Source organism: Nocardia sp. FBN12, from assembly GCF_050320175.1.
Lineage (GTDB): Bacteria > Actinomycetota > Actinomycetes > Mycobacteriales > Mycobacteriaceae > Nocardia.
The window spans coordinates 1,385,071-1,411,044 of the sequence record NZ_CP190048.1 but is presented as its reverse complement, the minus strand read 5'-3'; the positions used below and the strand labels follow the sequence as shown (position 1 = coordinate 1,411,044).

Here is a 25,974-nt window from a genome sequence, read left to right as displayed (position 1 = left end):
ATCCTCACTCACACCGGTGTGATATCGGAGATCAACCACTGATCGCCGGACTCGATCATGGTCACCCGTACGCGACTGCCGTCGAGGCGCGGGCCCGGCATGCTGGCGCTCTTCGTAGTCTGATTCAGGAACATCAGCACGGTCACTTCGTTCTCGTCTGCCTTGACGACCGCGGCCTCTGCGACGGCAGCCTCGGTCGTGATCGAATCCTTGTGCGCAGCCGGGATGATCACGGCAGTGCCGAGCTCGGCGAAATCGTTCTTGAACGTCCCGGTCAGGTTTTCGGCGCGCTTACGGAATTCCGTGTCGATGGTGTTGAAGTCGTAGGACAACACCAGCGGAATGCGATTCTTGGCTGAATCCATTGCTGCCAGTGACGATGTTTCGACGGATTGGACGTTATTCATCCGCACGGCCAGAATAGCGACAGTTACTGCAGCGGTCACTGTCAACGCGAAAACGATCGCGACGCTCGATACGAGCACCTTTGCGGGCCAGCCCGCTATGTGCCCGATCACCCCGGATGGCCATACCTTCAGCCGAACGAAGAAACCGCGCGGTGCGGCGGTATTTTCCGCCGAATCGGTGATGATACTCATGCAACGAACTCCACGTTTGATACGAGCCACTCGGACCCGTTCTTTTCCAGGGTCATTTTCATTCTGTATACCCGCATTTGCCCTTCGGGCACCTCGGTATTCTTGACCGTCGATGTGACGGCGGCGATGATCACGGCGCGATCGTCGCCGACCGATACGATTCCCGCTTCCTTCACTTCACCGGACGATTCGACCTGCCCTTGCGTGAGGACCGAGGAGAATGTTCCCGATACCTTGTCGAATTGATCGCGAAACGACCCGGTGGAATTCGCCGCGATGGTGTCGAGATTCTCTTTCGCCGACGTGTGATTGAGGGAGACCAGCTCCGCCGCCACCCTGCGTCCCGTATCCAGAACGATCCGGTCGCGTTCGCTCGCCTGTTCGGATGCGCGGACATCGGTGAACAGTTTCACCGCCCCGCCGAGCGCGGCGAACATCGCCACTGTGAGGACGATCAACGCCGCGGCGACTCGACGCCGACGTTGACCACCGATCTCGTGTGCGGCAGTGTCGACCTCCGAACCTGCTGTGGCCGTGGTCGAATCGTCGATCGAACGATCGTCGACCTCGTCTACTTGATCAACAGCGATTGCCATCTCATGACTTCCTTTCCAGATACTGATGGTGCGTTGCCGAGGACGTAGGTGATCCCGTCCGGGCCTCGGAATATCCCGCTGAGCTCGGCGTACGGTACGGCTGCTGGGTTGTCCGCGGAGAGCACCGGGTCGGCTGCCGCCGTGGGTGCCGCCTGCGGTTGCGCAGGTGGGGCCGGCTCGACCACACCGGGACGCTGCGGCATGTCGGACCACGTCGACGGCAGCCCGCGCGGGCAGTTCGCTACGTCAGCGGTACGAACCGTCGGATCGGTGGCGCAGGGCAGGTTGCGGGCACCGCGGGCGACTTTCGGGTTCTCGGGGAGGACGTCGCAGTGCTGATTCGGCGTGACCTCGAGCGGAGCTGTGTCGGAGGGGTCACGCCGTTGGGTGCCCTGATAGCCCTCGGTGCATGGGGGTGGATTGAGCGTGTTACCGAGTTTGATGTCGAGCGGCAGCGGCAACTGGGGATCGGAGTTGTCGGAGTACCCGACAGCGCTGTTGTTGACGACGGCACTCAGAGCTGGGTAGACGACCATGATCTGGCGCAGTTGCGGAAGATTTACCCGCAACACCTGCCCCACTGTCTGCAGATCTGTGAGCAGTAGCGGCAACGGTTCGCTCAGATCGGCGAAGGTACCGCCGACAGTATCGGCGGCGGGCGGCCCTTCATCGAGGATGCCCCGTATCTGGGTGTCGTTGAGGACGAGTTGCTGACTGAACGACGCAAGATCGTGCGTGAACGAGCGAATATCGCTTCCGACCACGTTCCCTGTCGTCAACAGCGACTCTGCATCATTGATCAGCTGGACCGTCGGCCCCAGATCTGCCTGCGCGAGGCGAATAAGATCTGCTGAGGATTCGATGAGCCCCGACAATGCGGGACCGGTTCCGTCGAGTGCGGCCGCCACCTCGTCGATCGTGTTGTTCAGGCTCTCGGTCCGGATATCGGTCAGCAGGGTCTGGAGATTGCCGAGCACCTGCCCGGTCGGCACCGGGACGGCTGTTCGATTCTTCGCGATGCGGGAACCGTCGGCCAGGTACGGCTGCGAGTTCGTATCCGGTTGCAGGTCGAGGTATTGCTCGCCCACCGCCGACATGCTCTTGATGGTTGCCGTCGTCGACGCAGGCACCCGGTAGTCGGACTCGAGCTGGAGCCGTACTTCAACGGTGGTGCCGTTGAGTTCGATTCCGGTGACCCGACCGATATCGAGGCCGCGATAAGTGACGAGTGCGTCTTCATAGATCCCGCCCGCCTCGGTGAATTCCGCGGTGACCGTATACGTGCCGATACCGGTCAATCGCTGGATGCTCACATAGTGCACGAGACCGTACACGAGGCTGGCCACGGCCAGGACGGCGAAAACGATCAATTGTCCTCGGACAAGTCTGGTTCTCATCATCGACCCCAAGTCTCCGGTGCGTGGGTGGGTTCTGTCGGCGCGGTCATCGGGTTCACCAAACGGCCGGGGTCACCGGGCAGCAGATCGCGCAGTGGAATGCTGCCGAGCATTTTGTTCTGGATCGCTTCGAGGCTGAGGTCCACGGTGAGGAACAGATTCAGATAGTCGCCGCGAAGTCCGTCCATCGCGGTCACGGGGAACGGGACGCTCGCAGCGAGCAACAGGCTTTCGGGAAGATCCTTTCCCGAATTGGCCAGCTCGGTCAGGACCGGCTGCAGGCTTTGCAGGTTGGCGGCCAGATCGGCGCGGCTGCTGCGCAACACCTCAGCAGCTTGTGCGCCGAACCGGCCGACACTGTCGAGCATCGTGACCAGCTGTCCGCGCTGCTCTTCGAGCACTGCCAACGCCGGTTGGATCTGTTCGATGCCGGCGACAAGTGTCGCGTTCTGCTCGGCCAGCGACTGTGCGAGGCCGTCCAGGCTGTCGATAGCTCTGACGATGTTGTCGCGTTGGGCATCCAGACCGCCGACGAAGGTCTCGATGCGGCCAACCGCACTGTTGACGGACTCCTCCCGGCCCCCGACGGCCTGGTTGAGTTCACTCATGATCGTCCGGACCTGTTGCAGGCCACTACCGTTGAGCAGCAGCGACAGCGCCGCGAGGACCTCTTCAGTGGCGGGGTACTCGTAGCTGTCGCCGAGCGCGATGGTGTCACCGTCGGCGAGTCGCCCGGTTGCAGATGCCGTCGGCGGGGTGGTCAGCTCCAAATACTGCGAGCCGAGCACACTGGTCTGCGCGAGCTGCGCGGTGACGTTTCTCGACAGCGTTACCGATTCGTCGATGTCGACAGTCGCGATGGCTGTGTAGCCGTCGACCTCGATACGCCGGATAATTCCGACCGTCACGTTGTCGGCTTTGACAATCGAATTGCCGACGAGGTTCTGCACATCTCGCAGTTCTACGCGAACGGTGTAGCTTTCGTCGCCGATGGCGTTGTTGGGCAATGGAATCGAGTTAGGACCATCGAACCGGCAACCGGAAATCAAGATGGACGAAACAAGAGCCGTTACCAGGATCGTCGATGCATGACGGATTCTCAACGTCCACCTCCCAGACCTGGAATGAGGAGCCCGGGCAGAAGATTCGCTGGGGCGGGAGCCGGTGCCACCGGTTGGGGTTGGGCAGCGCGTACCGCAGCACCGAACAGATCGCCGAACTTGTCGCTCGCGCGCGAGCATTCCTGCTGTGGCGCATTCGCGGTCGTCAGTAAGGCACAGATGAACGACATCGGCTCGGGGAAGTCGGCGACTGACACAGCAGCGGTCAGCGTCCGGGAGTCGGGGTCGTAGATGTTGTACAGGTCCGCGAGCGCGGTAGGTGCGGTGTGCAGAATCTGGGCGAGGTCGTCCTGCCGAGTGGCCAGCAGGCCGGAGATCCGCTGCAATTCGGCGACATCGTGCTGCAGCGCCGAACGGTTGTCGTGCACATAGGTTTGGATCTCGGGCAACATCGCATGCAGTGCCTGGAGTGCGGCGTCGAGTTGAGTGCGGTTGTCGTCGAGGAGACCGGATACGTCGGCGAGCTGCCCGGTGAACAGCCGGATCTGCTGGTCGCTCGCGGCCAGTGCGGAGACTACGGTCTGCAGATTCCGGACGGTCGAGAACAGGTCGGGCGCACCTTGGTCGATGGTCTGCAAGGCCGCGGACAGGTTCAGCAGGGTCTGTTTCAGGGTGGCACCGTTGCCCGACAAGGCCGCCGAGGTCGCCTCGGTGAATCTGCTGAGCGAGCCGTCGGCGCCTGGCCGATCCGGGCCGACTTCCGTGGCGAGCTGGTCGAGCTGGCGCTTGACCTGGTCGTACTCCACGGGTGCCGCTGTACGTTCCATCGGGATTTCGGCTCCGTTAGCGAGAGCCTGCCCGTCGGCGACACGATCGGTGGTGAGCTGGATGTAGCGACCGGAAACCAAGGTCGGTGCCACGATGACGGCATGGGTGTCGCTGGGGATGAATGTTTCCGCGTCGTAGGTGAATTCGACTCGAACCTTGTCGCCGATCGGCTCGATCCGGTAGATGGTTCCGATCGGGACGCCGCGGACGGTGACGTTGTCTCCGACATACATGCCGGCGGTGTTGGTGAAATAGGCCGTGGCGTGCTTGGTACTTTGACGGTCGACGACAGTCGCGATGACAATGACCAGTGCGGCCACTGCCACTGCGACGCCCAATATGCGTCCGGGCAGCGGAATCCGCCGGTCCGACGTTCGTTTGCGTATCATCGTCCTCCTCCAAGACTGCCCGGGCCCTGGCCGTGCAGGTTGACCGGAGTGATGTTCTGCAGCAGCACGTTGAAGAACGGTCCGCTGCCCACGACCTCCCCCAGTTGGATTGCGTACGGGCGCAGACCACTGATCGCGTCGTTGATATTGGTGTGGTTCTCGTTCAACAGCGCGATCAACTTTTCGAGTTCAGCCAGCGTGGGGGGTGTTGTCGCCGTGTTGTCCGCGACCAAGCCACGGAGCTCGTTGCTCACCTGGGTAACGGTGTAAAGCAAGCTTCTGATCGTCGCGGCTCGGTCGTTCAGCGCTGCGAACAACGTCCCACCGTCACTGATGAGCGCGGTCAGGTTCTGGTTGCGATCAGCGAGAATCCCGGAGACCGCGCTCGTTTCGGTGAACAGATCACGCACGGCCTGGTCACGATCGGCCACTGTGGCAGAAGCGCGCGAGATTCCGTCGAATGCCGACTGGAGGTTCTTCGGCAGATGTTCGGTCACAGTCGAGATGCTGTCGAGGGCATCGGACAACTTCTTCTTGTCGGTGCCCTCGAGCTTGCCGGTCAGTTGCGAGAGCGAATCGGTGATGTCGTAGCCAGAAGTGGTGCGGCTGAACGGAATCCGGTCGCCGAGCTCACCTCCCCCGTCGGGGCGAAGTTCGACGAATCGGCGCCCGAGCACCGTCTCGACCTTGATCGCCGCACCTGTGCGGTCGCCGAGACGACGGTCGCGGGTATCGGCGTCTACCTCTACATCGACGTGATCGCCGACCAACTGAATGGAGGTGACTTTGCCTACGGTGATCCCGGTGATCTGAACAGTGTCGCCCGGTTGAAGTCCGCTGGCGTCGGTGAATTCGACGACATAACTGCTCGATCCGGGCCATCCGGGAATCGATTGGTAATTGAAAACCAGCACGAGCAGCGCAACCAGTACCCCGGTTCCGATCCAGCCGAGCCGGATCGGGTCACGATCGAAGAAGGACTTCATCTCTCACTTACACCTATCTGCCGGCACCGTGAACATCGGCGTGGTCGAATGGCCGCCGCCGATCGCCGGGTAGCGAATGGCCACACCGCACAGAAAGAAGTTCACAAAACTGCCGTAGCCGCTGGCTCTGCCACCACGCCGATAGACCTCGGGCAGGTTGGTGAGCAGGAGCTGGAGCGTTTCGGAACTCGCGTTGAGGTTGCCCGCGGTGCGGCCCAACTGCTCGATATCGGCGGCGATGGACGGCCGGTTCTCCTCTAGCACTTGCGCTGTCTGCCCGCTCAGATCGTCGATCCCGACCAGTGCGCTGGTCAAGGTGTCGCGGTCGCTGTTGAGCCCGCTGACCAACTGCTGCAGGTTGGTCACCAGCGCACCGAATTGGTCTTCGCGGCCACTGACCGTACGCAATACCAGGTTGAGGTTGTCGATCAGCCTGCCGATCACCGCCTCCCGGTCGGCGATGGAATTACCGAGGGACCCAAGCTGTTCGACGATGGCCGAAATGCTCTGTTCACGCCCGTTGAGGACCGCGACCAACGATGCCGACAATTTGTTTGTTTCGTCCGGGTCGATTCCCTGCAGCAGCGGACGGAATCCGTTGACCAGTGCGTCGAGATCGAGCGCCGGGCTTGTTTGGGAGTCCGGGATCGTCTCGTTCTCCGGCCGCACCCCCGAACCATCAGCACGCACAGTCAGCTCGAGGTACCGGTCCCCGATGAGATTCTTGTATTTGATTGCGGCAGTGGCGGACCGCAGGAGCGCGACGTTGTCGTCCACCGTGAATTCCACCTCGACCAGGTCAGCCGACCCGAAGCCGATGTCTTCCACTTTCCCGACCACGACGCCGGCGAGTTTGACGTCCTCGCCCGTCCGAAGTCCCGACGCGCTGGAGAACAGCGCACGGTAAGTGTGGTGGGCGACGAAACGCAGATCACCGACCACGACGAACAGCGCCCCCGTGATCAAGGAGGTGACCACGACGAATGCCAGGAGTTTGAGGCCTTGCCGCCGGGGGGTCATCGGGTGAGTCCGTACAGCATCGCGGCGAACGGGTTTCCGAGCACATCCAGTGGTTCGCGGACCGGTCGGTAGGCATGCGAGCCGTCGTTGAAATCGATGTGTGGCGGCGGAGGTCCGCCCGGCCCCGCGGCGTAGTCATAGCAGGCGGGCGTCGAGTCCGCACCGTTGACGGGCAGATCGGCCGAGTTCCGATACGGCGGGTCACCCATCAAGAGCGTGCCGACGATGTTGAGGCCCGGTCGGCCACCGAGTGCCCGCTCGAGGACCCTGCGTGATTGGTTGAGGCTCGAGAGGAAGCATTGATAGGTGGGAGCGCGTTCGGCGAGTAGCCCGGTCGTCGGTTCCAGAGCGTCGAGTGCGCTGACCAAAGGGGTTCCTGCCTTGTCCAGTAGAGCCGATCCGTTGTTGCCGAAGGAGGTGAAGCTGAGCAGGAATGCGCTCAGGGCTGCTTGTCGGTCGACGACCGTCTGGCTCGTCGTCGTCAGGTTCGACACCGTGGTCATGAGGTCGGGCGTGACCGCTGCCAGCGTGTCCGCGTTGTCTGCGAGTAGCGGGATGTCGCGTTGCAGCGTCGGAATACTGTTGTTGAATTCGCCGAGGTAGCGGTCGATGTCGACGAGCAGATCGCCCAAGCGATCGCCACGTCCGTCGAGCGCGGTCGCGGCGGCGGTCAAGGTGGAGTTGACCTTTTGTGGATCGACGACGCGCAGGATTGCCAGCAGTGCTTTGAAGGTGTCGTTCACTTCGACCGTCACGGTTGCCGCATCGATCACCGACCCCATTTCGAGCGTCCTCACGGCGGGGTCGCTCGGCATGGTGAGAGCGACGAACTTGCGGCCGAACAAGGTCGTCGGCTCGATATACGCACCCACGTTGACGGGAAGCTTCGCGGCTTCGTCGGGATCCAGTTCCAAAGCGAGGACAGCGTGTTCGGCGTCCAGCTCGACCGCGCCGACCCGACCGATGACCACCCCGCTCACCTTGACATCCGACCCGGGCGCCATGAGCAGCCCCGCACGTTCAGCGTGCACGTACACGCGGACAGTAGGGATGAAGGTCCCGTTGTAGGAGGCAACCGCGAGCAGCGCCGCCACCACGAGAAAGGTCACCGAAAGCGCGCCAAGGGTCAGAGATTTGGTGCGCGAAGTCGCGGCGATCATCCGGACACCCGCACGGTGGAGTGGACGCCGCCGTATACGGCGACTCCGACGAGCAGATCGATGATCATGATGGCGATCAGGGATGTGCGAACAGCACGCCCGACCGCGACCCCGACCCCGGCCGGACCGCCTGACGCGTTATATCCGTGGTAACAGTGCACGCACATCACCACGACGGCGATGATCGTCACCTTCAGCAGTGACCACAGCACATCCTCGGGCACCAGAAAGAGGTTGAAGTAGTGCTCATACGTACCGGGTGACTGGTCGGAGAGAACCACACTGACGAATTCGGTCGAGGCGTACCCCATGAACAACGCGATCGCGTAGAGCGGTCCGACCGCGATGAGACCGGCCAGAATCCGGGTGGTGACGAGGTATGGCATGGATGGCACTGACATCACCTCGAGCGCGTCGATCTCCTCGCTCACCCGCATGGCACCCAGTTGGGCGGTGAATCCGGCGCCGACAGTGGCTGTCAAAGCGACTCCGGCGATCACCGGGATGGCTTCGCGGGTATTGAAGAAGGCTGAAATGAAGCCGGCCATCGCTTCCACACCCACTCGACCGAGCGAGCTGGTGCTCTGCTGGCCTACTTCGTAACCCGCTGCCGCAGTGAGGAATCCGACGACTACGACGGTGCCACCGATCACGGCCAGCGCACCGGTACCGAGACTGACTTCGGCCACAAGGCGGACAACTTCACGGCGGTAGCGCTTGAGTACCCGCGGGGTCCACGCAAGACTGCTGAGGTAGAACGACATCTGCTGTCCGATGCCCGATACTCCGTCCACCGGCGCTTTGGCGCCTTTGACGATTTTTCGAGCCATCGGCTTGGTACTGAGCGCGTCGGAGACGCTGTACGTTGAATTTTCGGTCATCTCGTCTTCCGATCAGTGCAGGGAGAGGGTGGTGATGATCGCGTTGGCGAAGAACAGCAAAACGAAGCTGAAGACCACTGTCTGGTTGACCGCGTCTCCCACGCCTTTCGGCCCACCCTTGACATTGAGGCCGAGGTGACAGGCGACCAGCCCGGCGAGCAGGCCGAAGATTGCGGCCTTGAGCTCGCTGATCAACAGGTCCGGAATGCCGGTCAGAATCGGTACGGCGGTAATGAACTGACCGGGAGTCGCGCCCTGGAGGTACACCGCGTACAAGTAGCCACCGGTCAAACCGACGGCTGTGACCAGGCCGTTGAGGAATAGCGCCACCGTTGTCGAGGCGAGGACCCGCGGGACGACCAGGCGCTGGATGGGGTCGATGCCGAGCACGCGCATCGCATCGATCTCTTCTCGAATCGTGCGTGATCCGAGGTCGGCGCAGATGGCGGTGGCCCCCGCGCCCGCTACTACCAAGACGGTGACAATCGGCCCGATCTCACGGATAACCGCCACGCCTGCCCCTGCACCGGACAGATCGATGGCGCCGATCTCGTTCAGCAACACATTGATCTGGAAAACGACCATGACGCAGAACGGAATTGCCATCAGCAGCGTCGGCACGATCGATACACCTGCGATGAACCATGCCTGCGCGATGAACTCCCGTAGCTGGAACGGACGGCTGGGTAGATGCCGGAAGGTTTCCAGCGCGGTCGCGTAGAACTCGCCAAGGACGCGCGGCGCGATGCGCGCATTCGCGGTTGCCGCCGCGGCCGCGCGCGACACCCTTGTCTCGGTTGGTGACATGTCGAACTCCATCCAAATCCGCCAGCCGGCAGTGACGACGGCCTTCCTCTGCTGAACCAGGTGGCCGCAATGACCAGGACATGCTCGCGACGTCGCCCGGACGACGCCCCGCCTCGTGAGCAAGTCATCACTGGGCTGGAGAGCCTGCGGACTGATGCCCGCTCGGAAGATCAGTGTCGTGAATCACAGGGACACTACCTCGAACGACGTCGCGATTGCAACATGATCTTCGGTGTTGATATTTTCGCTACAAAACTCATTCTTTTGTAGCGAGCTCGGTGGCGCACCGCAACACGATGTTGTACCGGCTACGCAAAACCGCGACCTCACCGGCCGCGACTGCGAGGATCCGGCCCACGCTGCCGAGCTGTACATCGCCTTGCTGGCCACACGGCTTCTGTGATCGAGTCCACCGAACGTCGGTCTGGTTTGGCATCACGGCCCGCGTTCCGGCATCATTGCCATACTCTGAATATCACAGTAACCACATTTGGGTTCGCGTACGAGGCCACGCGGACGGGAAGGACGACGATCAGTGGCCAGGATCGAGTCGGCAACAGGACGCTATGCCGGAAAACCGGCAGCCGAAAGACGCGCCGAGCGGCGTACCCGACTGCGGGAGGCAGCTCTCGAGGCGTTCGGCGCCGGCCCCGGGTACCGGAACACCCGGCTGATTGATCTGTGCCTTGCCGCTGGTTTGTCCACCCGGCAGTTCTATGAGGAGTACGACACACTCGAAGATGTCCTCACTGAGCTGCAGCTGCACATCAACACCGCCATCGAACAGCGCGTCGTAGACGAGACCAGCCGGGTCGAAGACTTGCCCCTTGCCGACCGGGCCGCCGCGATGATCCGCGCCTTCCTCTCGGGCATCACCCGCGATACCCGGTGCGCCCGCATCCTTTTCGTCGAGGTCGTCGGCGTGAGCGAGCGCATGGACGCCCAGCGTCTGCGGCAGCGGTCACGCTGGCTCGACCTTCTGCGCGAGCTTTTCGGTAGTTTCGCAACCCGCGGAGAGATTTCGCGTCGGGATTTCGATCTTCCCGCCGCCACGTTCGTCGGATTGATCAACGGGCTGATGCACGACTGGACCCTCGGCTGGGTAGACGCGACCGACGACCAGCTCGGCGAGGAACTGCTGCGCATGCTCGTGGGCAGCCTCGGTGCCGCAGCCGACGTCACCGCGCGGCCGAAAGCTGCGGCGCGATCTGAAGTACAACGTCGGCCGCGAAACCGCCGTGCGACGATCCTGCGAGCGGCCGACGTCGCCTTCGCTGAACGCGGCTATCACCGCACCTCGATGGCCGATATCGCCTCCGCGGTGGGAATCACCCCCGCAGCGCTGTATCGCCACTTTCGCACCAAACAGGAGCTGCTCGGCTCTTGTTTGCGCGAAGGACTCGACGTGATTCTGGCCAGGGTCGGGGCCGCGGCGGGCGCGGAGACCGCGAACGGCACACTGTCAGAGCTGGTACGTGTCGCGCTGGAGACCCGCGGGCTCGCCCGTCTGTGGCAGCTGGAGTTTCGAAACCTGACCGAGTCCGACCGGGTCGGCGTGCTGGCCAGGTCTGTTCGCCTGACCAACTATATCGGCGCCGGCATCGAGCGCAGGCGCCCCGATCTGACCTCCAACGAGCGCGAACTGCTGAGCTGGATCGTCCTCTCTGTGGTGACAAGCCCGTCCAACCACCGCACCCAGTTGCCACCGGACCTGTTCACCCGAGTACTCGACGGCATCGTCGCGGCGGTGATCGAAACCAGCATCCCAGAGGGCGAGCCACGGCTCAGCGATAGCGCAACCTCCGAAACAGCCCATGGCAAGCCAGATCCCCAGCTCCGCGTCGAACAGATGATCGTGGCCGCGGCCCGGCTGTTCAACGAGCGCGGTTTCGGAGCGGTGAGCATGGAGGACATCGGCGCTTCGGTAGGTGTACGCGGCCCAGCGCTCTATCACCATTTCGCCAGCAAAGCGGACCTCCTCGACGAGATCGTCGAACGCAACAACCGATGTGTCCAGCTCTGCGCCGAGCGGGCCCGCACCGAGGCCGACGACGCGCGCACGTCACTGCAACTGGTGCTGCGCTACTACATCGACTTCGCCGTAGGGCAGCCAGACCTGATCGGCACCGCCGTCGGCGAACTCGGTCACCTGTCCGACGATGCCGCCGCCCGCTATCGCCGCACCCATCGCGACGGCGTCATGGGCTGGGCTCGGTTGTTGCAGACGGTCCGTCCGGAGCTGACGCCGGCGACCGCTCGCGTATTGATCCACGCCGTCGCGACCGTGATCAACGACGCCATCCGCAATCCCCGACTCACCCGCCGCGTCGACCTCGTCGATCTGCTGTGCGTGGTTTGCGAGCGCATCGCCCTCGCCGACATCGAGCCACGCCCACCACAACACCTTATCGACTAGCGACTTACCGGCAATAGATTCTCGTTCTTGCAGTTCAACGCTACTTAACAGTCACAATATGACTTATCGGCCATTTACTTAGTGTTGCAAGCTTCGGCTCTCTAGGACATCATGGGTCCGCGGGCGCACATCGCGCCTAGTCATGGTCTGCCCCTTCGAGGCGGGCACGGTCGAGAGGTGAGGTCCGGTGGGCCACTACAAGAGCAACGTTCGTGACCTGGAATTCAACCTGTTCGAGGTGTTCGGTCTCGGTGCTGTCTTCGACACCGGCGCCTTCGGTGATCTCGACGAAGACACCGTACGAACGATGCTGGCCGAAGCGGCACGCCTGGCCGAGGGTCCAGTCGCCGCACCCTATGCCGAAACCGACCGCAATCCACCGGTTTTCACTCCCGACACCCACTCGGTGCAGTTGCCTGTTCCGTTCAAGAACGCGGTGCGAGCGTGGCGCGACGGCGAATGGTGGCGGTTGGCCAAGAGCGAGCTCGTTGGTGGGGTACCCGCGCCGTCGATGCTCGGGTGGGCGATCAACGAATTCGTGCTCGGTGCCCAGCCCGCCGCCTACATGTACCTCACCGGCCCCCTGATCGCCGATGTGCTCGGCACCATCGGCACCGAACAGCAGAAGCATTGGGCCACAACAGCTGTCGAGCGTAACTGGGGTGCGACCATGGTACTGACCGAACCAGACGCGGGTTCGGATGTCGGCGCCGGCCGCACCAAGGCTGTCGAACAAGAAGACGGCTCCTGGCATATCGAGGGGGTCAAGCGGTTCATCACCTCCGCCGATTCCGACGACCTGTTCGAGAACATCATCCATTTGGTCCTGGCCCGCCCCCAAGGCGCTGGACCGGGAACCAAGGGCTTGAGCCTGTTCGTTGTGCCCAAATTCCTCTTCGACCACCAATCTTGCGAGCCCGGAGAACGCAACGGCGCCTTTGTCACCAACGTGGAACACAAGATGGGCCTCAAGGCATCGGCTACCTGCGAGCTGACCTTCGGCGGCCACGGCACGCCTGCGGTCGGATACCTGGTCGGCGACGTTCACGACGGCATCGCCCAAATGTTCAAGGTGATCGAGGAAGCCAGAATGATGGTCGGAACCAAGGCCATCGCCACCCTGTCCACCGGCTACCTGAATGCGCTGGAATACGCGAAGTCCCGCGTGCAGGGCGCGGATCTCACCCGAGCCTCCGACAGGACAGCCCCGAAGGTCGCCATCATCAACCATGCCGACGTCCGCCGGTCGCTGATGATGCAGAAGGCATACGCCGAAGGCCTGCGGTCGATCTACCTCTACACCGCAGGTCACCAGGATCCCACAGTCGCCCAGCACATTTCCGGCGCCGACGAAGACCTCGCCGCGCGCGTCAACGATCTCTTGTTGCCCATCGTCAAAGGCGTCGGCTCCGAACGCGCCTACCAGTACCTCACCGAGTCCCTGCAGACTTTCGGCGGATCGGGCTTTCTGCAGGACTATCCGATCGAGCAGTACATCCGTGACGCCAAGATCGATTCCCTCTACGAGGGAACCACCGCCATCCAGGCGCAGGACTTCTTCTTCCGCAAGATCGCTCGAGACCACGGGGTCGCCCTGACTCATGTGCTCGACCGCGTCCGGGCCACCGCCCGGTCCGATGTCGACGGCGGGCACCTCAAAGCCGAGAAGATCCTGCTCGCGCATGCACTCGAAGACGTGCAGGAAATTGCGGGCACCCTCACTACGCATCTGCTGGCCGCGGCCGAGCAGCCAGCCGAGCTCTACAAGGTCGGCCTCAACGCCGTCCGGTTCCTCCTCGTGGTCGGAGACCTGCTCGTGGCCTGGCGCCTGATCGTCGGCGCTGAAATCGCCTTGGCTGCCGTCGATTCCGCGGAAGATGTCGCGTTCTACCGAGGCAAGATCGCGGTGGCCTCGTTCTTCGCCAACACCGTTCTGCCGCATCTCACCGCCGAACGAGCCGTCCTCTCCGGCACCGACCTGTCGGTGATGGAACTCGACGAAGGCGGATTCTGATTCCCCGAGGAACTGCGGTGCCGCAGCACGCATCTGGGACCTCCCGAAAGACAGCTCCAGCTCTCACCTCCGTCCGGCAAGTGCGTCGTAATCAGCTCATCGACGCCGCCCGGGTAGCCTTCACCACCCACGGCTACCACGGCACAACCATGGCGACGGTTGGCGACTGCGCGAATGTGAGCAAACCTGTTCTGTACCAACACTTTTCGAATAAGCTTGACCTCTACCTCACGGTATTGCAGCAGGAGCTCGACAACCTGACCACCGTTCTGGATGATGCGATTGCATCGGCCGACAACGAACTCGACAGCATCCGCGGCACGGTCTGCGCGATCTTCGACTTAGCCGACCGCAACGCGCCCTCCGCCCATGATCTCGTGTCGACAGTTGTCCCCGACGAGCCATCCGTCCAATGGCGGATCAGGAACGCTATGGCTGAATGCGCCACGATCGTCGCCCGGGGTATGCATCCGGATGACCGGGAACCGGCTCGCTCCCGGCTACTGGCTTTCGCGTTGCTCGGCGCATGCCTCACCGCCTCCCGCGACTGGCGTCAAGCAGGCCGCCCGCTCCCCAAACACCAAGCCGCAGAAACGGCCACCGAATGGTACTGGGCCGGGCTGCGTAGATGGGACGGCCGCACGGATCGGCGAAGACGCGACCTGCCGAGCGGGCCGACCGTCTCGCCGAGCTGAAGAACTGGTCGACCTCATCACGCCCCAGTGCCGCATCTCGCGCCGCCCAACCTGCATGCTCGGTTTCGAATCGAGTCCGCCGGTGCCGCCCCGGCAGCCATCAAGGGGGCTCGGGGGCGGCAGGTGACATCCGGTTCGGCTTGCGGTGATGGTGGGGTCTGGAAGGATGTTGTTGCACCCCAACCGCATACGAGTTCCGTGATGACGTTGTGCGGGCCACCCTGTATTCGTGAGTACAGGGTGGCCCCGGCGCAGATCGCCCGGGACCTCAGCGATGACACAGCAGGGTACCGCGATGAACAGAGTGGGACCCAGGTGGCGCTGCGACCGCACCCTGCTTCGATCATGGGACGTGACGGGTACCTGTGACTGTCGATTTGGGTAGGCGTCCGGCACGGGAGTGACCTTGCATGGTGTCGCCGGTGATGACGACGTCGAAGTCGAGGTTCAATCGCATGGGCTTGGTGATCGATTGTCGCCACGTGACGTGCTCTCCATGTGGCGTGACCTCACTGTGCAGGTCGTGCAACCGCACAGTCTCGGCCTTTCCGGCAGCGGTACCGGTGAGGACTCCATCGGAGTCGGTGAAGGTCATGTCGGCGTGGATACTGCCGATCGGAGTGCGCATGGTCAGCGCCCAAATGCCGGGGAGGGTGGTCATGAAGGTTCGTCTCGCTGCGAAGTGGGTTGTGTCTGTGTGATCACCGTCAGGCGGCGAGGGGTTCGGGTCCCCGGTCGTGCCAGACGGTGCCGCGGCGTTCGTACTGGAAAAGCTGCTCGACAGCGTGGGCGATGCGTGGACCATACAGCCGTTCGAGCAGGTAGAGAGCCAGATCTAGGCCCGAGGTCACGCCGCCGGCGGTGACAAGGTCGCCGTCATCGACCACCCTGGCGTCGACGACACGGACGCCGGTGGCTTCGAGCACGTCGTTGCCGAGCCGGTGCGTCACGGCGGTGCGGCCTTCGAGCAGTCCAGCCATCGCCAGTGCGAGCGATCCACCGCAGACAGTCGCCACCAGCGTCCGGGGTGCGGCGAACGCGCGACGCATCAGGTCTGGTAATGCGGTGTCGCCGAGTCGTGCGATCAGCACGGGGATCGTGTCGACCTCGTCCGGATCGCCGTGAATGGGGCCGGATGCTCCGGGCACGATGATCACTCCGGGTGCTTCCGGGTCGAGGATGTGGGTGGCTTCCAGCCGGAGCCCGCGCGTGCCGCCGGTGACCGGTCCGGAGTTGTCCATGGCAACGAGACGTACGTCGAGAGCACCGCCGAGCGCATCCGAGCCCGCGCTGAGCACTTCGAAGGGCGCAATGACGTCGAGAGGGTCGAAGCCGTCGAAGAGAACGATTTGAGCGAGCAAAGGTACTGCCTTCCTGGTGAGCCGACACCTCCACGGTAGAAAGGGGCGACAGGAAAGACGAGTGGCCGATGTGACGTTATGCGCAACGATTCCGCCATCGGTCGGATTATGCTGGCGATGTGCACTCGATTGCTGTCCTCGCCGTCGATGGGGTGATCGCCTTTGATCTCGCGACGCCCCTGGAGGTCTTCGGGAGGTGCTGCCGCGACGATGGGTCACCCCTCTACGACGTCGTGGTCGCCGGGCCGCGTCGGCAGGCTCGCGCAGGCGCGACGGCCCTCACCGTGCCGCATCCGCTGGCCCGGCTCGCCGAGGCCGACACGGTGATCATCCCGGGGCGGACCGAGGGCAGCGCACCGCTGAGCCCTCGCACCATCGGCGCCATCCGCGATGCCTCCGCGCACGGTGCGCGCATCGCATCGATCTGCGTCGGAGCGCTCGACCTCGCTGCCACGGGACTGCTGGACGGTCTGCGAGCCACCACGCATTGGCGGGCGGCGGACCTGCTCGCCGCCCGGTACCCGGCCATTGACGTCACCCCCGCGGCCCTGTTCGTCGACAACGGGCAGATCCTGACCTCGGCCGGCGCGTCGGCCGGCATCGACCTCTGCCTACACATGATCGCCGGCGACCACGGCAGCGCGGTCGCCGCGGATGCCGCCCGCACCGCCGTAATGCCCCTCACACGCGATGCCGGACAGGCCCAGTACGTGCGCGATGACGCCCTCGGCGCCAGCGGCCTGGAGTCGACGCTGCGCTGGATCGAGCAGCACGCCTCCGAGGCCATCAGCGTCGCAGACATCGCCCGCTTCGCCGCGGTCAGCACGCGCACCCTCAACCGCCGCTTCGCCGACGAACTCGGCGTCACCCCCAGCATGTGGCTTACCCGCGCGCGAGTACGCCTCGCTCAACGCCTGCTCGAGTCGACCGACCATTCAGTCGACCGTGTGGCCGCCGCATCCGGTCTCGGGACGGCCGCAAACCTCCGAGCCCGGTTCGCCGACATCGTCGGTACCAGCCCCACCCACTACCGCACCGCACTCACCGTCGCCAAACAGCAAGAACCTGCCACCGAATAATGCGAGAGCGCCCACTAAGCGCAGTGTTCACGAAATCCATTGGGAGGGCATCGAGCTCACCGCCACACTGCGACCGTGCTGCTGCAGCACCCGGCGGCGTACTTTTCTCATGACTCTGCTCGCTCGAGCGACAGCGTCGGCCTCAGTCCGGCCGACAGCCTCGGTCCAGTCGACCGGCAGAATGCGGACGTTCTTGATCGCCTCGGCATGTGCAGTCTATTTGGTGTCGGGGACCGCCGCCCTCGCATCGCTCGATTCCGTCGCGCGCCCGCGCCTGGTCGGTGTCATCGACACGATTCCGCTCACGCAGTGGGCATCGGCCGATCACCGGGCCGCTGCGCACGAATCCGATTTCGGCGCAGCACCGGAAAGGCCGGTAGCCTATCGAACGGCTGCCGGTGCTTAAGACCTGTTGACCCAAGCGGCTCCAACTGCAGACCATCTCTCTGAGGAGTACTCATGAAAAGGACTGCTGTCATCGTCGGCGCCACCGGGGCAATCGGACATGAGCTCGTGAGCACACTGCTCGCCGATCCCGCCTGGGAGCGGGTGCACGTTCTGGTCCGACGCCCGCTCGACACGGAGAACCCCCGACTGAGTGAGCACATCGTCGACTTCGACGACCTCGAAGGAACCGCGGATCTACTGACCGACGCCGATGTGTTCTGTTGCCTTGGAACAACAAGGGAGAAGGCGGGTTCCAGTGAAGCTTTCCGCAAGGTTGATCACGACTACGTCCTAGCAGTCGCCGAACGAGCGGCCACGGCGCAGGCTCGACAGTTCCTCATGGTTTCCGCGATCGGCGCCAGTCGCTCGTCGCCCAGCGAATACAACCGGGTAAAAGCCGAAACCGAAACCGATGTCTCGGCGCTGACGCTGCCGGCAGTGCATATCTTCCGGCCCTCGCTGCTACTCGGCGAACGGTCCGAAAGCAGGCCGGCCGAGGACATCGCCAAGCGGCTGGCTCCGATCGTGTCTCCACTGCTGCGGGGCCGCCTGTCGAAATACCGGCCAGTGCATCCGTCCGAGGTCGCTCACCGGATGGTGGAGGCCGCACGAATCCCTTCATCAGGGGTCCAGATCCACTACCTGGCAACGTAATTCGCGCGACCGTGCCCGAATCAGCGCAGAGCCGAGGGCATCGACGGCGAGCCGAGCCTTCATTCTCGAGTCGATCGAGCAGCCCACGATCCGGTTCGAGAACACGTCTTTGATCGCACACGAATACAGCTTGCCGTCACCGGTGTGATGCTCGGTAATATCGGTGAGCCACAACCGATTTGGTGCATCCGCGGTGACCGAGTCAGCGAGCCACCGATAGTACGGTTGGCGCGCGATTTTCAGGACCCGGTACGTCACCGCGACGGGGATCTCGTCAGCGGCTAGGTTCTGTCTCGAAATGAGTGATGGGGTGGCACCGCGCAGCGGCGCCACCCCATCAGCATGTTCGACCGAAGCTGTTGCCCGCGTTGGCATATAGGTGAGGCCTCCGGTATTCGGATTAGCGACCAAGCAAATCTGAATAGCACCGGAGACCTCGTGGCCAGCCTAGCGGTGGCGGGGCGAGCGGACCTGACCGATGCCCAGTGGGCGAGGCTGGAGCCGTTGCTGCCCCGCGGTAAGAAGGCGGGACGCCCGCCGAAATGGACGAAACGCCAGCTCATCGACGGGATCCGGTGGCGGTGTCGTGTCGGGTCGCCGTGGCGAGACGTTCCGGCCGAATACGGGTCCTGGCAAGCGGTGTATGGACTGTTCCGCCGGTGGCAGCGGGCCGGGTCATGGGCCGCGATCATGCGATCGCTGCAGGTCCAGGCCGACGCAGCTGGAGTGATCGACTGGCAGATCAGTGTGGATTCCACGATCGCGCGGGCTCACCCGCATGCTGCTGGCGCCCGCCGCGACAGCGGCGGGCAATCCGAACCACCGGCCGGTCCAGGGGAATCCGAGCCGGCCGATCACGGGCTGGGGCGTTCGCGGGGCGGGTGGACCAGCAAACTGCATCTGGCGTGTGACCAGGGCTGCCGTGTGCTGTCGGTACTGGTCACCGCAGGTCAAGCCGGTGACAGTCCGCAGTTCACCGCAGTGCTCGATGGCATCGAGGTGCCGAAACTCGGTGGCGGGCGGGCACGAGTCCGCCCTGAGCGGGTGTTGGCCGACAAGGCCTATTCCAGTCGAGGTAACCGGGAATGGTTGCGCCGTCACGGGATCAGGGCAACGATCCCGGTCCCTGCCGATCAGGTTGCGCACCGTCGCCGTCGTGGCAGAGCCGGTGGTCGGCCCCCGGCGTTCGATGCGGTGCTCTACCGTGACCGCAACGCTGTCGAGCGGGGTATCAATCAGCTCAAACAGCATCGTGCGGTGGCTACCAGGTTCGACAAACTCGCTGTCCGCTACCAGGCCACGATCCATATCGCGGTGATCAACCAGTGGCTCAGGCACTCGTGAGAGCGGGCCTGCGGGCCGCCCTCACGACTTCGAGACACTGCCTAGGAGCCTCGGTGTAGGCAAGCCGCGAGAAGCCGTCGACTGCGGAGTGTAGGTAGACGTAGCCAGCTTTGGCGCCACGCTTCTTGGCGGTTTCGGCGACCTTGGCCTGTGCGGAGCCGCGGCCGTGCGCTCGCCAGCCACCACCGTCGGGAATGCGCCCGACCTTCTTCACATCGACATGGACCATGTGCCCAGGCCGCTGGGCCACGATCTGGCGTGGTACCCGATTGTTCTCACCGGTCGGGTCGATGAACCGGCGTCGGTTCAGGCCCCGGTTCTGCAAATGCCTGGTCACGGTCCTGACCGCGATATCGACACTGTCACAACATAGTTCGTGCGTGATTCGTCGGGCCGACCATTTCTTGTCCCGGCGCATCTTCTCGATCCGGTTGATCACCTCGGCTGATGTGGCCCTCGGTTGATGATGCGGCGTGCTGGAACGGTCCGCCAGGCCCAACTCGCCGAACCGGCGGTGCCGGTTGACCCATTTCGAGGCGCATTGACGTGAAATGCCCATCTCGGCAGCGACGTGAGCGATCGGACGGGTCTGGCAGCGCTGCACCAAGCGGCGGCGGCCTTCGGTGGACAGCGGGGCATTACGGTGGGTCACGGACGGGTCTTCCCGGTCGAGCGGACGGAGGATGTGGTGTTTTCCATCCTGCCGCCGGGAGGCCCGTCCCCTCAGCTCACCCCTGCCCGGGCGTCAACAACCTCATGACCTACAACAGCTAGCCGATCGGGCGAGCAGGCCGACCGATCGTCCCATCAATGCGGGATGCCTCAGCTCGCAAGCAGACCTTCGGGGGCGAACACGGGGTCCAGAGACCCACGGAGCGGTTCCTCGAAGCAATTAATGTGCAATAAGTGCGTATATCGGGCCAGAACACGTCAAATCTCGGGACACAAGAAAACCCCCTCCGACCGAGGTCAGAGGGGGTTTTCACTGTCGGGCTGACAGGATTTGAACCTGCGACCACTTGACCCCCAGTCAAGTGCGCTACCAAGCTGCGCCACAGCCCGTTCTTGCCCCCGTCTCCGGGTGCTCGAAAAGATTACCTCACCTCCTGGCGTAGGGACTAATCGGCTGGTAGATGCATGTTTTTTGCCAGATTGGCGGTGATCGACAGCGACGCGGTGGAGCGTCGAGTTGGTCGGTGGCGCACTCGGTTCCGTGGGGTTGCGCGGACGCGATGCGCGGGATCGGCGATGTGGCACACTGGCATCAGGCGCCATCGAGCTCTTCGAGGCGCGCCCTGTCTCGGCTGCGGTGTAGATCGACCCGCATCGCTTCCTCAGCGCCGATTCCGCGACAGGCATTCAGATACCCCTCCCCTGGTAAATCTCCGGCACCGGACGCGCAGTGATCTACTCGCGATCAGTTGCCGGAGCCTGCCGCGCACCCGTACGAAACAAGTGAATGGAGTGAAAGTCCTTGACTACCAACATCATTACCACCGGTACCGAGCGAGTGCTCATCGAGAGCGCGCTCGATCGAAGCCGTGAGGCGCTCATCGCGACCGTCCGCGGCCTGTCCGACGCCGATGCCCGTCGTCGGCTCGTCGTGTCGCTGACGACGCCGATCTCGTTGATCAAACATGCCGCCGCGGCGGAGCGGATCTGGTTCCAGCGGTTCTGGGCGGGGCTCGGCGAGTCCGAATGCGACGGGTACTCGGAGCGGGACGAGGGCACCTTCGCCGTGGCCGACCACGAGTCGCTGGCGGACGTGATCGCCGAATTCGAGCGTGCGAGCAGTCGGTCACGGGCGATCGCCGCGCGCTTCGGCTTGGACGACACCAAACACAATCCGCGCGAAGGGACTGTCAGCATGCGCTGGACGTTGCTAGCCATGATCGAGGAATTCGCCCGTCATGCAGGTCACGGCGATATTCTCCGCGAACAGATCGACCAGGCTCCCGCGACACTCTGACAACAGCAAATATCACTCGCACGGCTAGTACTTAGCTAGCTTGCTGGGGTGCGCACAACTCCAGACGACTCCAGGATGCACGATCCGCCCGCTGATTCGGTCGCGCCCTCAACGACCGTCGGGCAGTCCTATCGAAGCAGCGACTGCTATGTCGTCGGGCGCGAGAAGATCCGCGAGTTCGCCCGCGCGGTCCAGGACGACCATCCTGTTCATCGGTCCGAGGACGCGGCACACGACCATGGTTACAGCGGACTCGTCGCGCCATTGACCTTCGTCTCGGTCCCCGCGTTCCTGGCGCAGATCGAGATGTTCGATCGGGTCGCCCAGGCTTATGATCTCAGCCAGATCATGCAGACCGACCATTCCCTCGTCTTTCACCGGCCGATCCTCGCGGGTGACGCGTTGCGCTTCGAGGTCGAACTCGAATCGGCGCGAAAAGCATTCGGGGGCGACATCTTCTGCTTCAAATGCTCGGTCACCGATCAGCACGGCGACGAAGTGGTCACCACCCGCACGTCGTTCGTCGGGAGGCCGGAGGTGAACCTCGCCGCGGCGCGGATCTGCGACGGACTGTTGATGCAGAACTTCCGGCATGGCAGCTCGATACCGCGACAATCCCACGCACCGGCACCGCCTCGGCGGCAGGCAGCGGAATCGGGCCGAAATACGTTGCCGTTCACTGCGATAGCCGTTGGTGACGAACTACCGCCGAGAAGTGTGACCGTGAAACTCGGTGACCTGGTCAACTACGCGGGCATGGCAGGCGACCCCAACCCCATTCACTGGAGCACTGCGGCCGCGGCCTCGGTGAACCTGGAATCGCCTGTCGCACAGGGGATGCTGATGGTCGGGATCGGCGCCGGGTTCATAACCTCGTGGGCAGGCGATCCCGGCGCGGTGACCGAGTACGCGGTGCGGCTGACCAGCCCGGTCTACGTCAGCGATCACGGCGCCACCGTCGAATACCGGGGCAAGATAAAGGCCGTTGATCCGGAACGCAAGACCGCGACGATTGCCGTCACCGCCACTCAGAACGGCAGGAAGATCTTCGGACGAGCCGTCGCGGTGATCCAGTGCGCGGATCGGTAGCGGCCAGGTCAGCTATCGAGGTACACGGCAAGCAATCCGTCACTGACACGCAGACGCTCTGCCATCGCGACGAGAATGTCCATGGCGTCGCTGGACAGTCCGACGGCGCGCAGCAGTAACGCGCGCGGTTCTGCGAGTTCGAGCTCCTGGATGAGCGTGTGATCGTCGTCTTCCGAACGGTCCGCCGTGAGGAAGAAGTAGTCGGGTGTGACCTGGAAGTACTCGGCCAGCGCCGCAACAGTTTTCGCCGACGGATTATCGCGATTTCCGGATCGCAGCTGTGACAGATACGGCGCCGAAATGCGGTGACCGGCGGCCTGCAGCATGCGTGCGACGTGGCGGTTTGTGCACTGACGCACGTCCGGACTCGATGGGTTGTCGAAAAGATCGTTGAGGCGGGCGGCGAAGTGCGTCACAGCGGTTCCTCGGCGTCAAATTGGTCAGAAGACCATCATGAGTCGCGGACTGTGTTTCTGGCAATAGGCCGAGCGATCTTGCCGCTCTGGTCACAGAAACTCAGCGCGCGACCTGTTAGCGATGAGGACCGCAGGTCGCGGGACGGCGGGGCCGCACCCGCTCGGCAGGAAGTCGGTTCGGCCGGATTCCGGCAAGTCCGAGCCGCTTTCCTGTTCTATGCAATACTGCATAGTATGCGCCACACCAGCACGGCCACCGATGGCAACGCGGCGACGCCCGAGGCCGCGGGGTGGCAGAAGACGGCCTGCATTCTCTGTGAGTGCAATTGCGGCCTCGAGATCCAGACCGATGATCGCCACCTGGTGAAGATCCGGGGCGACAAGCAGCATCCCGGGTCGGCGGGCTACACGTGCGAGAAGCCGCTGCGGCTGGACAAGTACCAGTCCGGCGCGCACCGCATCGACACCCCGCTGCGGCGCACCGCGGACGGCACGTACGAGCCGATCGACTGGGATACCGCCCTCGACGAGATCGCCGCCGGGCTGGCCGCGGTTCGTGACGAGCACGGTGGCGAATCCATCTTCTTCTACGGCGGTGGCGGGCAGGGCAATCACCTCGGTGGCGCCTACGGCCGGGCGCTGTATCACGCGGTCGGTGGCCGGTATATGTCGAATGCGCTGGCGCAGGAGAAGACCGGCGAATCCTGGGTCGACTCCCAGCTCTACGGCAATCACACCACCGGCGATTTCCAGCACAGCGAAGTCGCGATCTTCGTCGGGAAGAATCCCTGGCAGTCGCACGGCATCGCCCAGGCGCGGCCGGTGCTGCGCGAGATCGCGCGGGACCCGAACCGGACGATGATCGTCATCGATCCGCGCGTCAGCGAGACCGCGGCGCTGGCCGACTATCACCTGCGGGTCAAGCCGGGCACCGACGCTTGGTGCGTGTCGGCGATCGCGGCCACGCTGGTGCAGGAGAACTTGCACGACACCGCGTGGTTGGCCGAACACGCGACCGGCGTCGAACCGATGCTGCGGGCGCTGCGGGCGGTCGACATCACCGCGAACGCGCGCCGCTGCGGAGTCGACGAGACGCTGATTCGCACTGTCGCGCGCCGGATCGCCGCCGCGAAGAGTGCCGCCACCTATGAAGACCTCGGCGTGCAGCAGTCACCCAACAGCACACTGGTGGCCTATCTGAACAAGATGCTGTGGATTCTGACCGGCAATTTCGCCAAACCCGGTGGGGTGAACATTCATTCGTGGATGTTTCCACTCGCCGGACGCTGGCACGCCATCCCCAAGGAGACGGGCACGACACAGCCCGTGCGACGCGGCCTCGCGACGGTGGCGATGCGCTATGGCGCCACTGGTGCGCGCCGATTGATCGCCGCGACCGCGCGGCACGGCACGATCACACAGAAGGTGGCAGGGCTGGCGGCGAGCACCACGCTCGATGTCTTCTTCGACGCTGTCGCGGTGCCGATCGCCCGCACGATCGCCGACAAGCTGAGCATGGCCGACAGTCCCACGCGCACACCGGTTTCCGGCGCCCGAATTCTCAACGGCCTGATCCCGTGCAACTCGATCGCCGACGAGATCCTCACCGACCACCCCGACCGGTTGCGGGCGATGTGGATCGATTCGTCGAATCCCGCGCACTCGCTGGCGGATTCGGCGCGATTCGTGGCCGCGATGCGGTCGCTGAAGCTGTCGGTGGTTGTCGATGTCGCGATGACCGAGACCGCTCGCCAGGCCGACTATGTGCTGCCCGCCGCGAGTCAGTTCGAGAAATACGAGGCTTCGCTGTTCACGCTGCACTTCCCGCACAACAGCTTTCAGGTGCGCGCGCCGTTGATGGCGCCGTTACCGGGTACCCGGCCCGAACCCGAGATCTACGGTGCGGTGATCGACCGTCTCGGCGTGGTCGAGCCCCGGCTGCTCGAGGAGCTGACCGCGGCGGCGCGGGTGAGCCGCGAGGCGTTCGCGCTCGCGCTGTTCTCCACGCTGAAAGCGCGACCGGAGCTGGCCGGACTGACGCCGTACCTGCTGTACCGCACCCTGGGTGCCTGCCTGCCCGAGGGCGAGTCCGCGCTGGCGCTGGCATGGGGATTCGCGCTGCTGTGCGTGATCTCCCAGCCCGACGCCGTCGCGCGGGCGGGGTTCACCAGCTCCGGGTTCGCCCAGGCCGAGGAGTTGTTCGAGGCCTTGCGCGCGCATCCGGAAGGAGTGCTGTTCTCCGATGACCGCTACGAGGACGCGTGGCGCTACATCCAGCACGCCGACGGCAAGATCCACGCCGCCATCCCGGAAATGCTCGACGAACTGCGCGCGGTCTGCACGGTCGACCCCGACTACACCAGCGCGGAGTTCCCGTTCACCTTGTCCGCCGGTGAACGGCGCGCGTTCACGGCGAACGTGATCATCCGCAATCCGGATTGGCGACGCCGCGATCGTGCGGGCGCGTTGCGGATCGCGGTGGCCGATGCCGAGCGGCTCGAGCTCACCACTGGCGATATGGTGCGGGTGGTCACCGAATCCGGTTCTGCGACAACGACGATCGAGATCAGCGAGATGATGCAGGCGGGACACATCTCGCTACCCAACGGCATGGGAGTCGCCTATCCGGGCGATGACGCTGTCGTCGGTGTCGCGCTCAATACACTGACCTCGACCGCACGACGCGACAAGTTCTTCGGCAGCCCCTGGCACAAGAACGTGCCCGCCCGAATCGAGGTGCTCGCAGCACCGGTGCAGGAGGCCTGA

The 25,974-nt window shown here is 63.9% G+C and carries 22 protein-coding genes, 1 tRNA gene and 2 pseudogenes; 9 read left to right on the top strand and 16 right to left on the bottom strand.

Going from position 1 to position 25,974, the window contains the following annotated elements:
* Positions 1 to 8: 8 nt before the first annotated feature.
* Genes ACQHI0_RS06975 through ACQHI0_RS06930 form a run of 10 tightly spaced genes read right to left on the bottom strand, consistent with a single transcriptional unit; the run spans position 9 to position 9,724 of the window.
* The gene (locus ACQHI0_RS06975) at positions 9 to 629 is read right to left on the bottom strand and encodes a hypothetical protein (RefSeq protein ID WP_427907098.1); all 621 of its coding nucleotides are present in this window, start codon (positions 627 to 629) and stop codon (positions 9 to 11) included.
* Positions 596 to 1,195, bottom strand: coding sequence for a hypothetical protein (locus tag ACQHI0_RS06970; protein ID WP_427907097.1), 600 nt, complete (start codon positions 1,193 to 1,195; stop codon positions 596 to 598). Before ACQHI0_RS06970 ends, ACQHI0_RS06975 begins: the two co-directional genes overlap by 34 nt.
* Positions 1,171 to 2,595 carry an MCE family protein gene (locus ACQHI0_RS06965; RefSeq protein WP_427907096.1) on the bottom strand — a complete coding sequence of 475 codons (1,425 nt, stop codon included), beginning with the start codon at positions 2,593 to 2,595 and terminating at the stop codon, positions 1,171 to 1,173. Before ACQHI0_RS06965 ends, ACQHI0_RS06970 begins: the two co-directional genes overlap by 25 nt.
* On the bottom strand, positions 2,592 to 3,695 hold the full coding sequence (locus ACQHI0_RS06960; RefSeq protein ID WP_427909103.1) for an MCE family protein: 1,104 nt from the start codon (positions 3,693 to 3,695) through the stop codon (positions 2,592 to 2,594). Before ACQHI0_RS06960 ends, ACQHI0_RS06965 begins: the two co-directional genes overlap by 4 nt.
* Complete coding sequence (locus ACQHI0_RS06955) at positions 3,692 to 4,870, bottom strand: MCE family protein (protein ID WP_427907095.1); 1,179 nt, start codon at positions 4,868 to 4,870, stop codon at positions 3,692 to 3,694. Before ACQHI0_RS06955 ends, ACQHI0_RS06960 begins: the two co-directional genes overlap by 4 nt.
* Positions 4,867 to 5,856, bottom strand: a complete 990-nt coding sequence (locus tag ACQHI0_RS06950; protein ID WP_427907094.1) for an MCE family protein — start codon at positions 5,854 to 5,856, stop codon at positions 4,867 to 4,869. The genes ACQHI0_RS06955 and ACQHI0_RS06950 overlap by 4 nt, the downstream gene beginning before the upstream one ends.
* A 3-nt stretch (positions 5,857 to 5,859) precedes the next feature.
* Positions 5,860 to 6,876, bottom strand: a complete 1,017-nt coding sequence (locus ACQHI0_RS06945) for an MCE family protein (RefSeq protein WP_427907093.1) — start codon at positions 6,874 to 6,876, stop codon at positions 5,860 to 5,862.
* A complete protein-coding gene (locus ACQHI0_RS06940) occupies positions 6,873 to 8,036 on the bottom strand; it encodes an MCE family protein (protein ID WP_427907092.1) in 1,164 nt (387 codons plus the stop codon). Before ACQHI0_RS06940 ends, ACQHI0_RS06945 begins: the two co-directional genes overlap by 4 nt.
* Positions 8,033 to 8,917, bottom strand: coding sequence for an MlaE family ABC transporter permease (locus tag ACQHI0_RS06935; RefSeq protein WP_427907091.1), 885 nt, complete (start codon positions 8,915 to 8,917; stop codon positions 8,033 to 8,035). The genes ACQHI0_RS06940 and ACQHI0_RS06935 overlap by 4 nt, the downstream gene beginning before the upstream one ends.
* Before the next feature lie 12 nt (positions 8,918 to 8,929).
* Positions 8,930 to 9,724, bottom strand: a complete 795-nt coding sequence (locus ACQHI0_RS06930) for an MlaE family ABC transporter permease (RefSeq protein WP_427907090.1) — start codon at positions 9,722 to 9,724, stop codon at positions 8,930 to 8,932.
* A 535-nt stretch (positions 9,725 to 10,259) separates the two neighbouring features.
* Between ACQHI0_RS06930 and ACQHI0_RS06925 the strand changes: the two genes are divergently transcribed.
* The 3 genes from ACQHI0_RS06925 to ACQHI0_RS06915 all read left to right on the top strand — a co-directional run bounded on the left by ACQHI0_RS06925 (position 10,260) and on the right by ACQHI0_RS06915 (position 14,849).
* Positions 10,260 to 12,140 (top strand): TetR/AcrR family transcriptional regulator, encoded by a 1,881-nt coding sequence (locus ACQHI0_RS06925; RefSeq protein ID WP_427907089.1) that lies wholly within the window; start codon positions 10,260 to 10,262, stop codon positions 12,138 to 12,140.
* Positions 12,141 to 12,327: 187 nt separating this feature from the next.
* On the top strand, positions 12,328 to 14,154 hold the full coding sequence (locus ACQHI0_RS06920; RefSeq protein WP_427907088.1) for an acyl-CoA dehydrogenase: 1,827 nt from the start codon (positions 12,328 to 12,330) through the stop codon (positions 14,152 to 14,154).
* An 80-nt stretch (positions 14,155 to 14,234) separates the two neighbouring features.
* Positions 14,235 to 14,849 (top strand): TetR/AcrR family transcriptional regulator, encoded by a 615-nt coding sequence (locus tag ACQHI0_RS06915; RefSeq protein WP_427907087.1) that lies wholly within the window; start codon positions 14,235 to 14,237, stop codon positions 14,847 to 14,849.
* A gap of 343 nt (positions 14,850 to 15,192) precedes the next feature.
* Here the strand turns inward: ACQHI0_RS06915 and ACQHI0_RS06910 are convergent, their stop codons facing one another.
* Both ACQHI0_RS06910 and ACQHI0_RS06905 read right to left on the bottom strand, forming a co-directional pair.
* Positions 15,193 to 15,510, bottom strand: a complete 318-nt coding sequence (locus ACQHI0_RS06910; protein ID WP_427907086.1) for a hypothetical protein — start codon at positions 15,508 to 15,510, stop codon at positions 15,193 to 15,195.
* Between the two features lie 46 nt (positions 15,511 to 15,556).
* Positions 15,557 to 16,210 (bottom strand): DJ-1/PfpI family protein, encoded by a 654-nt coding sequence (locus tag ACQHI0_RS06905; protein ID WP_427907085.1) that lies wholly within the window; start codon positions 16,208 to 16,210, stop codon positions 15,557 to 15,559.
* A 119-nt stretch (positions 16,211 to 16,329) separates the two neighbouring features.
* Here ACQHI0_RS06905 and ACQHI0_RS06900 point away from each other — a divergent pair, with 119 nt between their 5' ends.
* Complete coding sequence (locus tag ACQHI0_RS06900) at positions 16,330 to 17,289, top strand: GlxA family transcriptional regulator (RefSeq protein WP_427907084.1); 960 nt, start codon at positions 16,330 to 16,332, stop codon at positions 17,287 to 17,289.
* A gap of 459 nt (positions 17,290 to 17,748) precedes the next feature.
* Positions 17,749 to 18,390, top strand: coding sequence for an NAD(P)H-binding protein (locus ACQHI0_RS06895; RefSeq protein ID WP_427907083.1), 642 nt, complete (start codon positions 17,749 to 17,751; stop codon positions 18,388 to 18,390).
* Positions 18,391 to 18,411: 21 nt separating this feature from the next.
* Here ACQHI0_RS06895 and ACQHI0_RS06890 read toward each other — a convergent pair.
* Positions 18,412 to 18,585: pseudogene (locus ACQHI0_RS06890) on the bottom strand (DDE-type integrase/transposase/recombinase); the annotation flags it as partial.
* Positions 18,586 to 18,828: 243 nt separating this feature from the next.
* Here ACQHI0_RS06890 and ACQHI0_RS06885 point away from each other — a divergent pair.
* Positions 18,829 to 19,734, top strand: coding sequence for an IS5 family transposase (locus tag ACQHI0_RS06885; RefSeq protein WP_427903100.1), 906 nt, complete (start codon positions 18,829 to 18,831; stop codon positions 19,732 to 19,734).
* Between the two features lie 46 nt (positions 19,735 to 19,780).
* Here the strand turns inward: ACQHI0_RS06885 and ACQHI0_RS06880 are convergent.
* Positions 19,781 to 20,386 (bottom strand): annotated as a pseudogene (locus tag ACQHI0_RS06880) (helix-turn-helix domain-containing protein); the annotation flags it as partial.
* Positions 20,387 to 20,722: 336 nt separating this feature from the next.
* Positions 20,723 to 20,796: transfer RNA gene (locus tag ACQHI0_RS06875), tRNA-Pro, on the bottom strand.
* A 412-nt stretch (positions 20,797 to 21,208) separates the two neighbouring features.
* Here ACQHI0_RS06875 and ACQHI0_RS06870 point away from each other — a divergent pair.
* Together ACQHI0_RS06870 and ACQHI0_RS06865 are read left to right on the top strand one after the other, a co-directional pair.
* The gene (locus ACQHI0_RS06870; RefSeq protein ID WP_427907082.1) at positions 21,209 to 21,703 is read left to right on the top strand and encodes a DinB family protein; all 495 of its coding nucleotides are present in this window, start codon (positions 21,209 to 21,211) and stop codon (positions 21,701 to 21,703) included.
* Between the two features lie 48 nt (positions 21,704 to 21,751).
* The gene (locus tag ACQHI0_RS06865) at positions 21,752 to 22,792 is read left to right on the top strand and encodes a fused (3R)-hydroxyacyl-ACP dehydratase subunits HadA/HadB (RefSeq protein WP_427907081.1); all 1,041 of its coding nucleotides are present in this window, start codon (positions 21,752 to 21,754) and stop codon (positions 22,790 to 22,792) included.
* 8 nt (positions 22,793 to 22,800) lie between these two features.
* On the opposite strand, the gene ACQHI0_RS06860 is transcribed toward ACQHI0_RS06865, so the two are convergent.
* Positions 22,801 to 23,208, bottom strand: a complete 408-nt coding sequence (locus ACQHI0_RS06860) for a helix-turn-helix domain-containing protein (protein ID WP_427907080.1) — start codon at positions 23,206 to 23,208, stop codon at positions 22,801 to 22,803.
* Positions 23,209 to 23,442: 234 nt separating this feature from the next.
* On the opposite strand from ACQHI0_RS06860, the gene ACQHI0_RS06855 reads away from it, so the two are divergent.
* Entirely contained in the window at positions 23,443 to 25,974 is a 2,532-nt protein-coding gene (locus ACQHI0_RS06855; RefSeq protein WP_427907079.1) for a molybdopterin-dependent oxidoreductase, read from the top strand.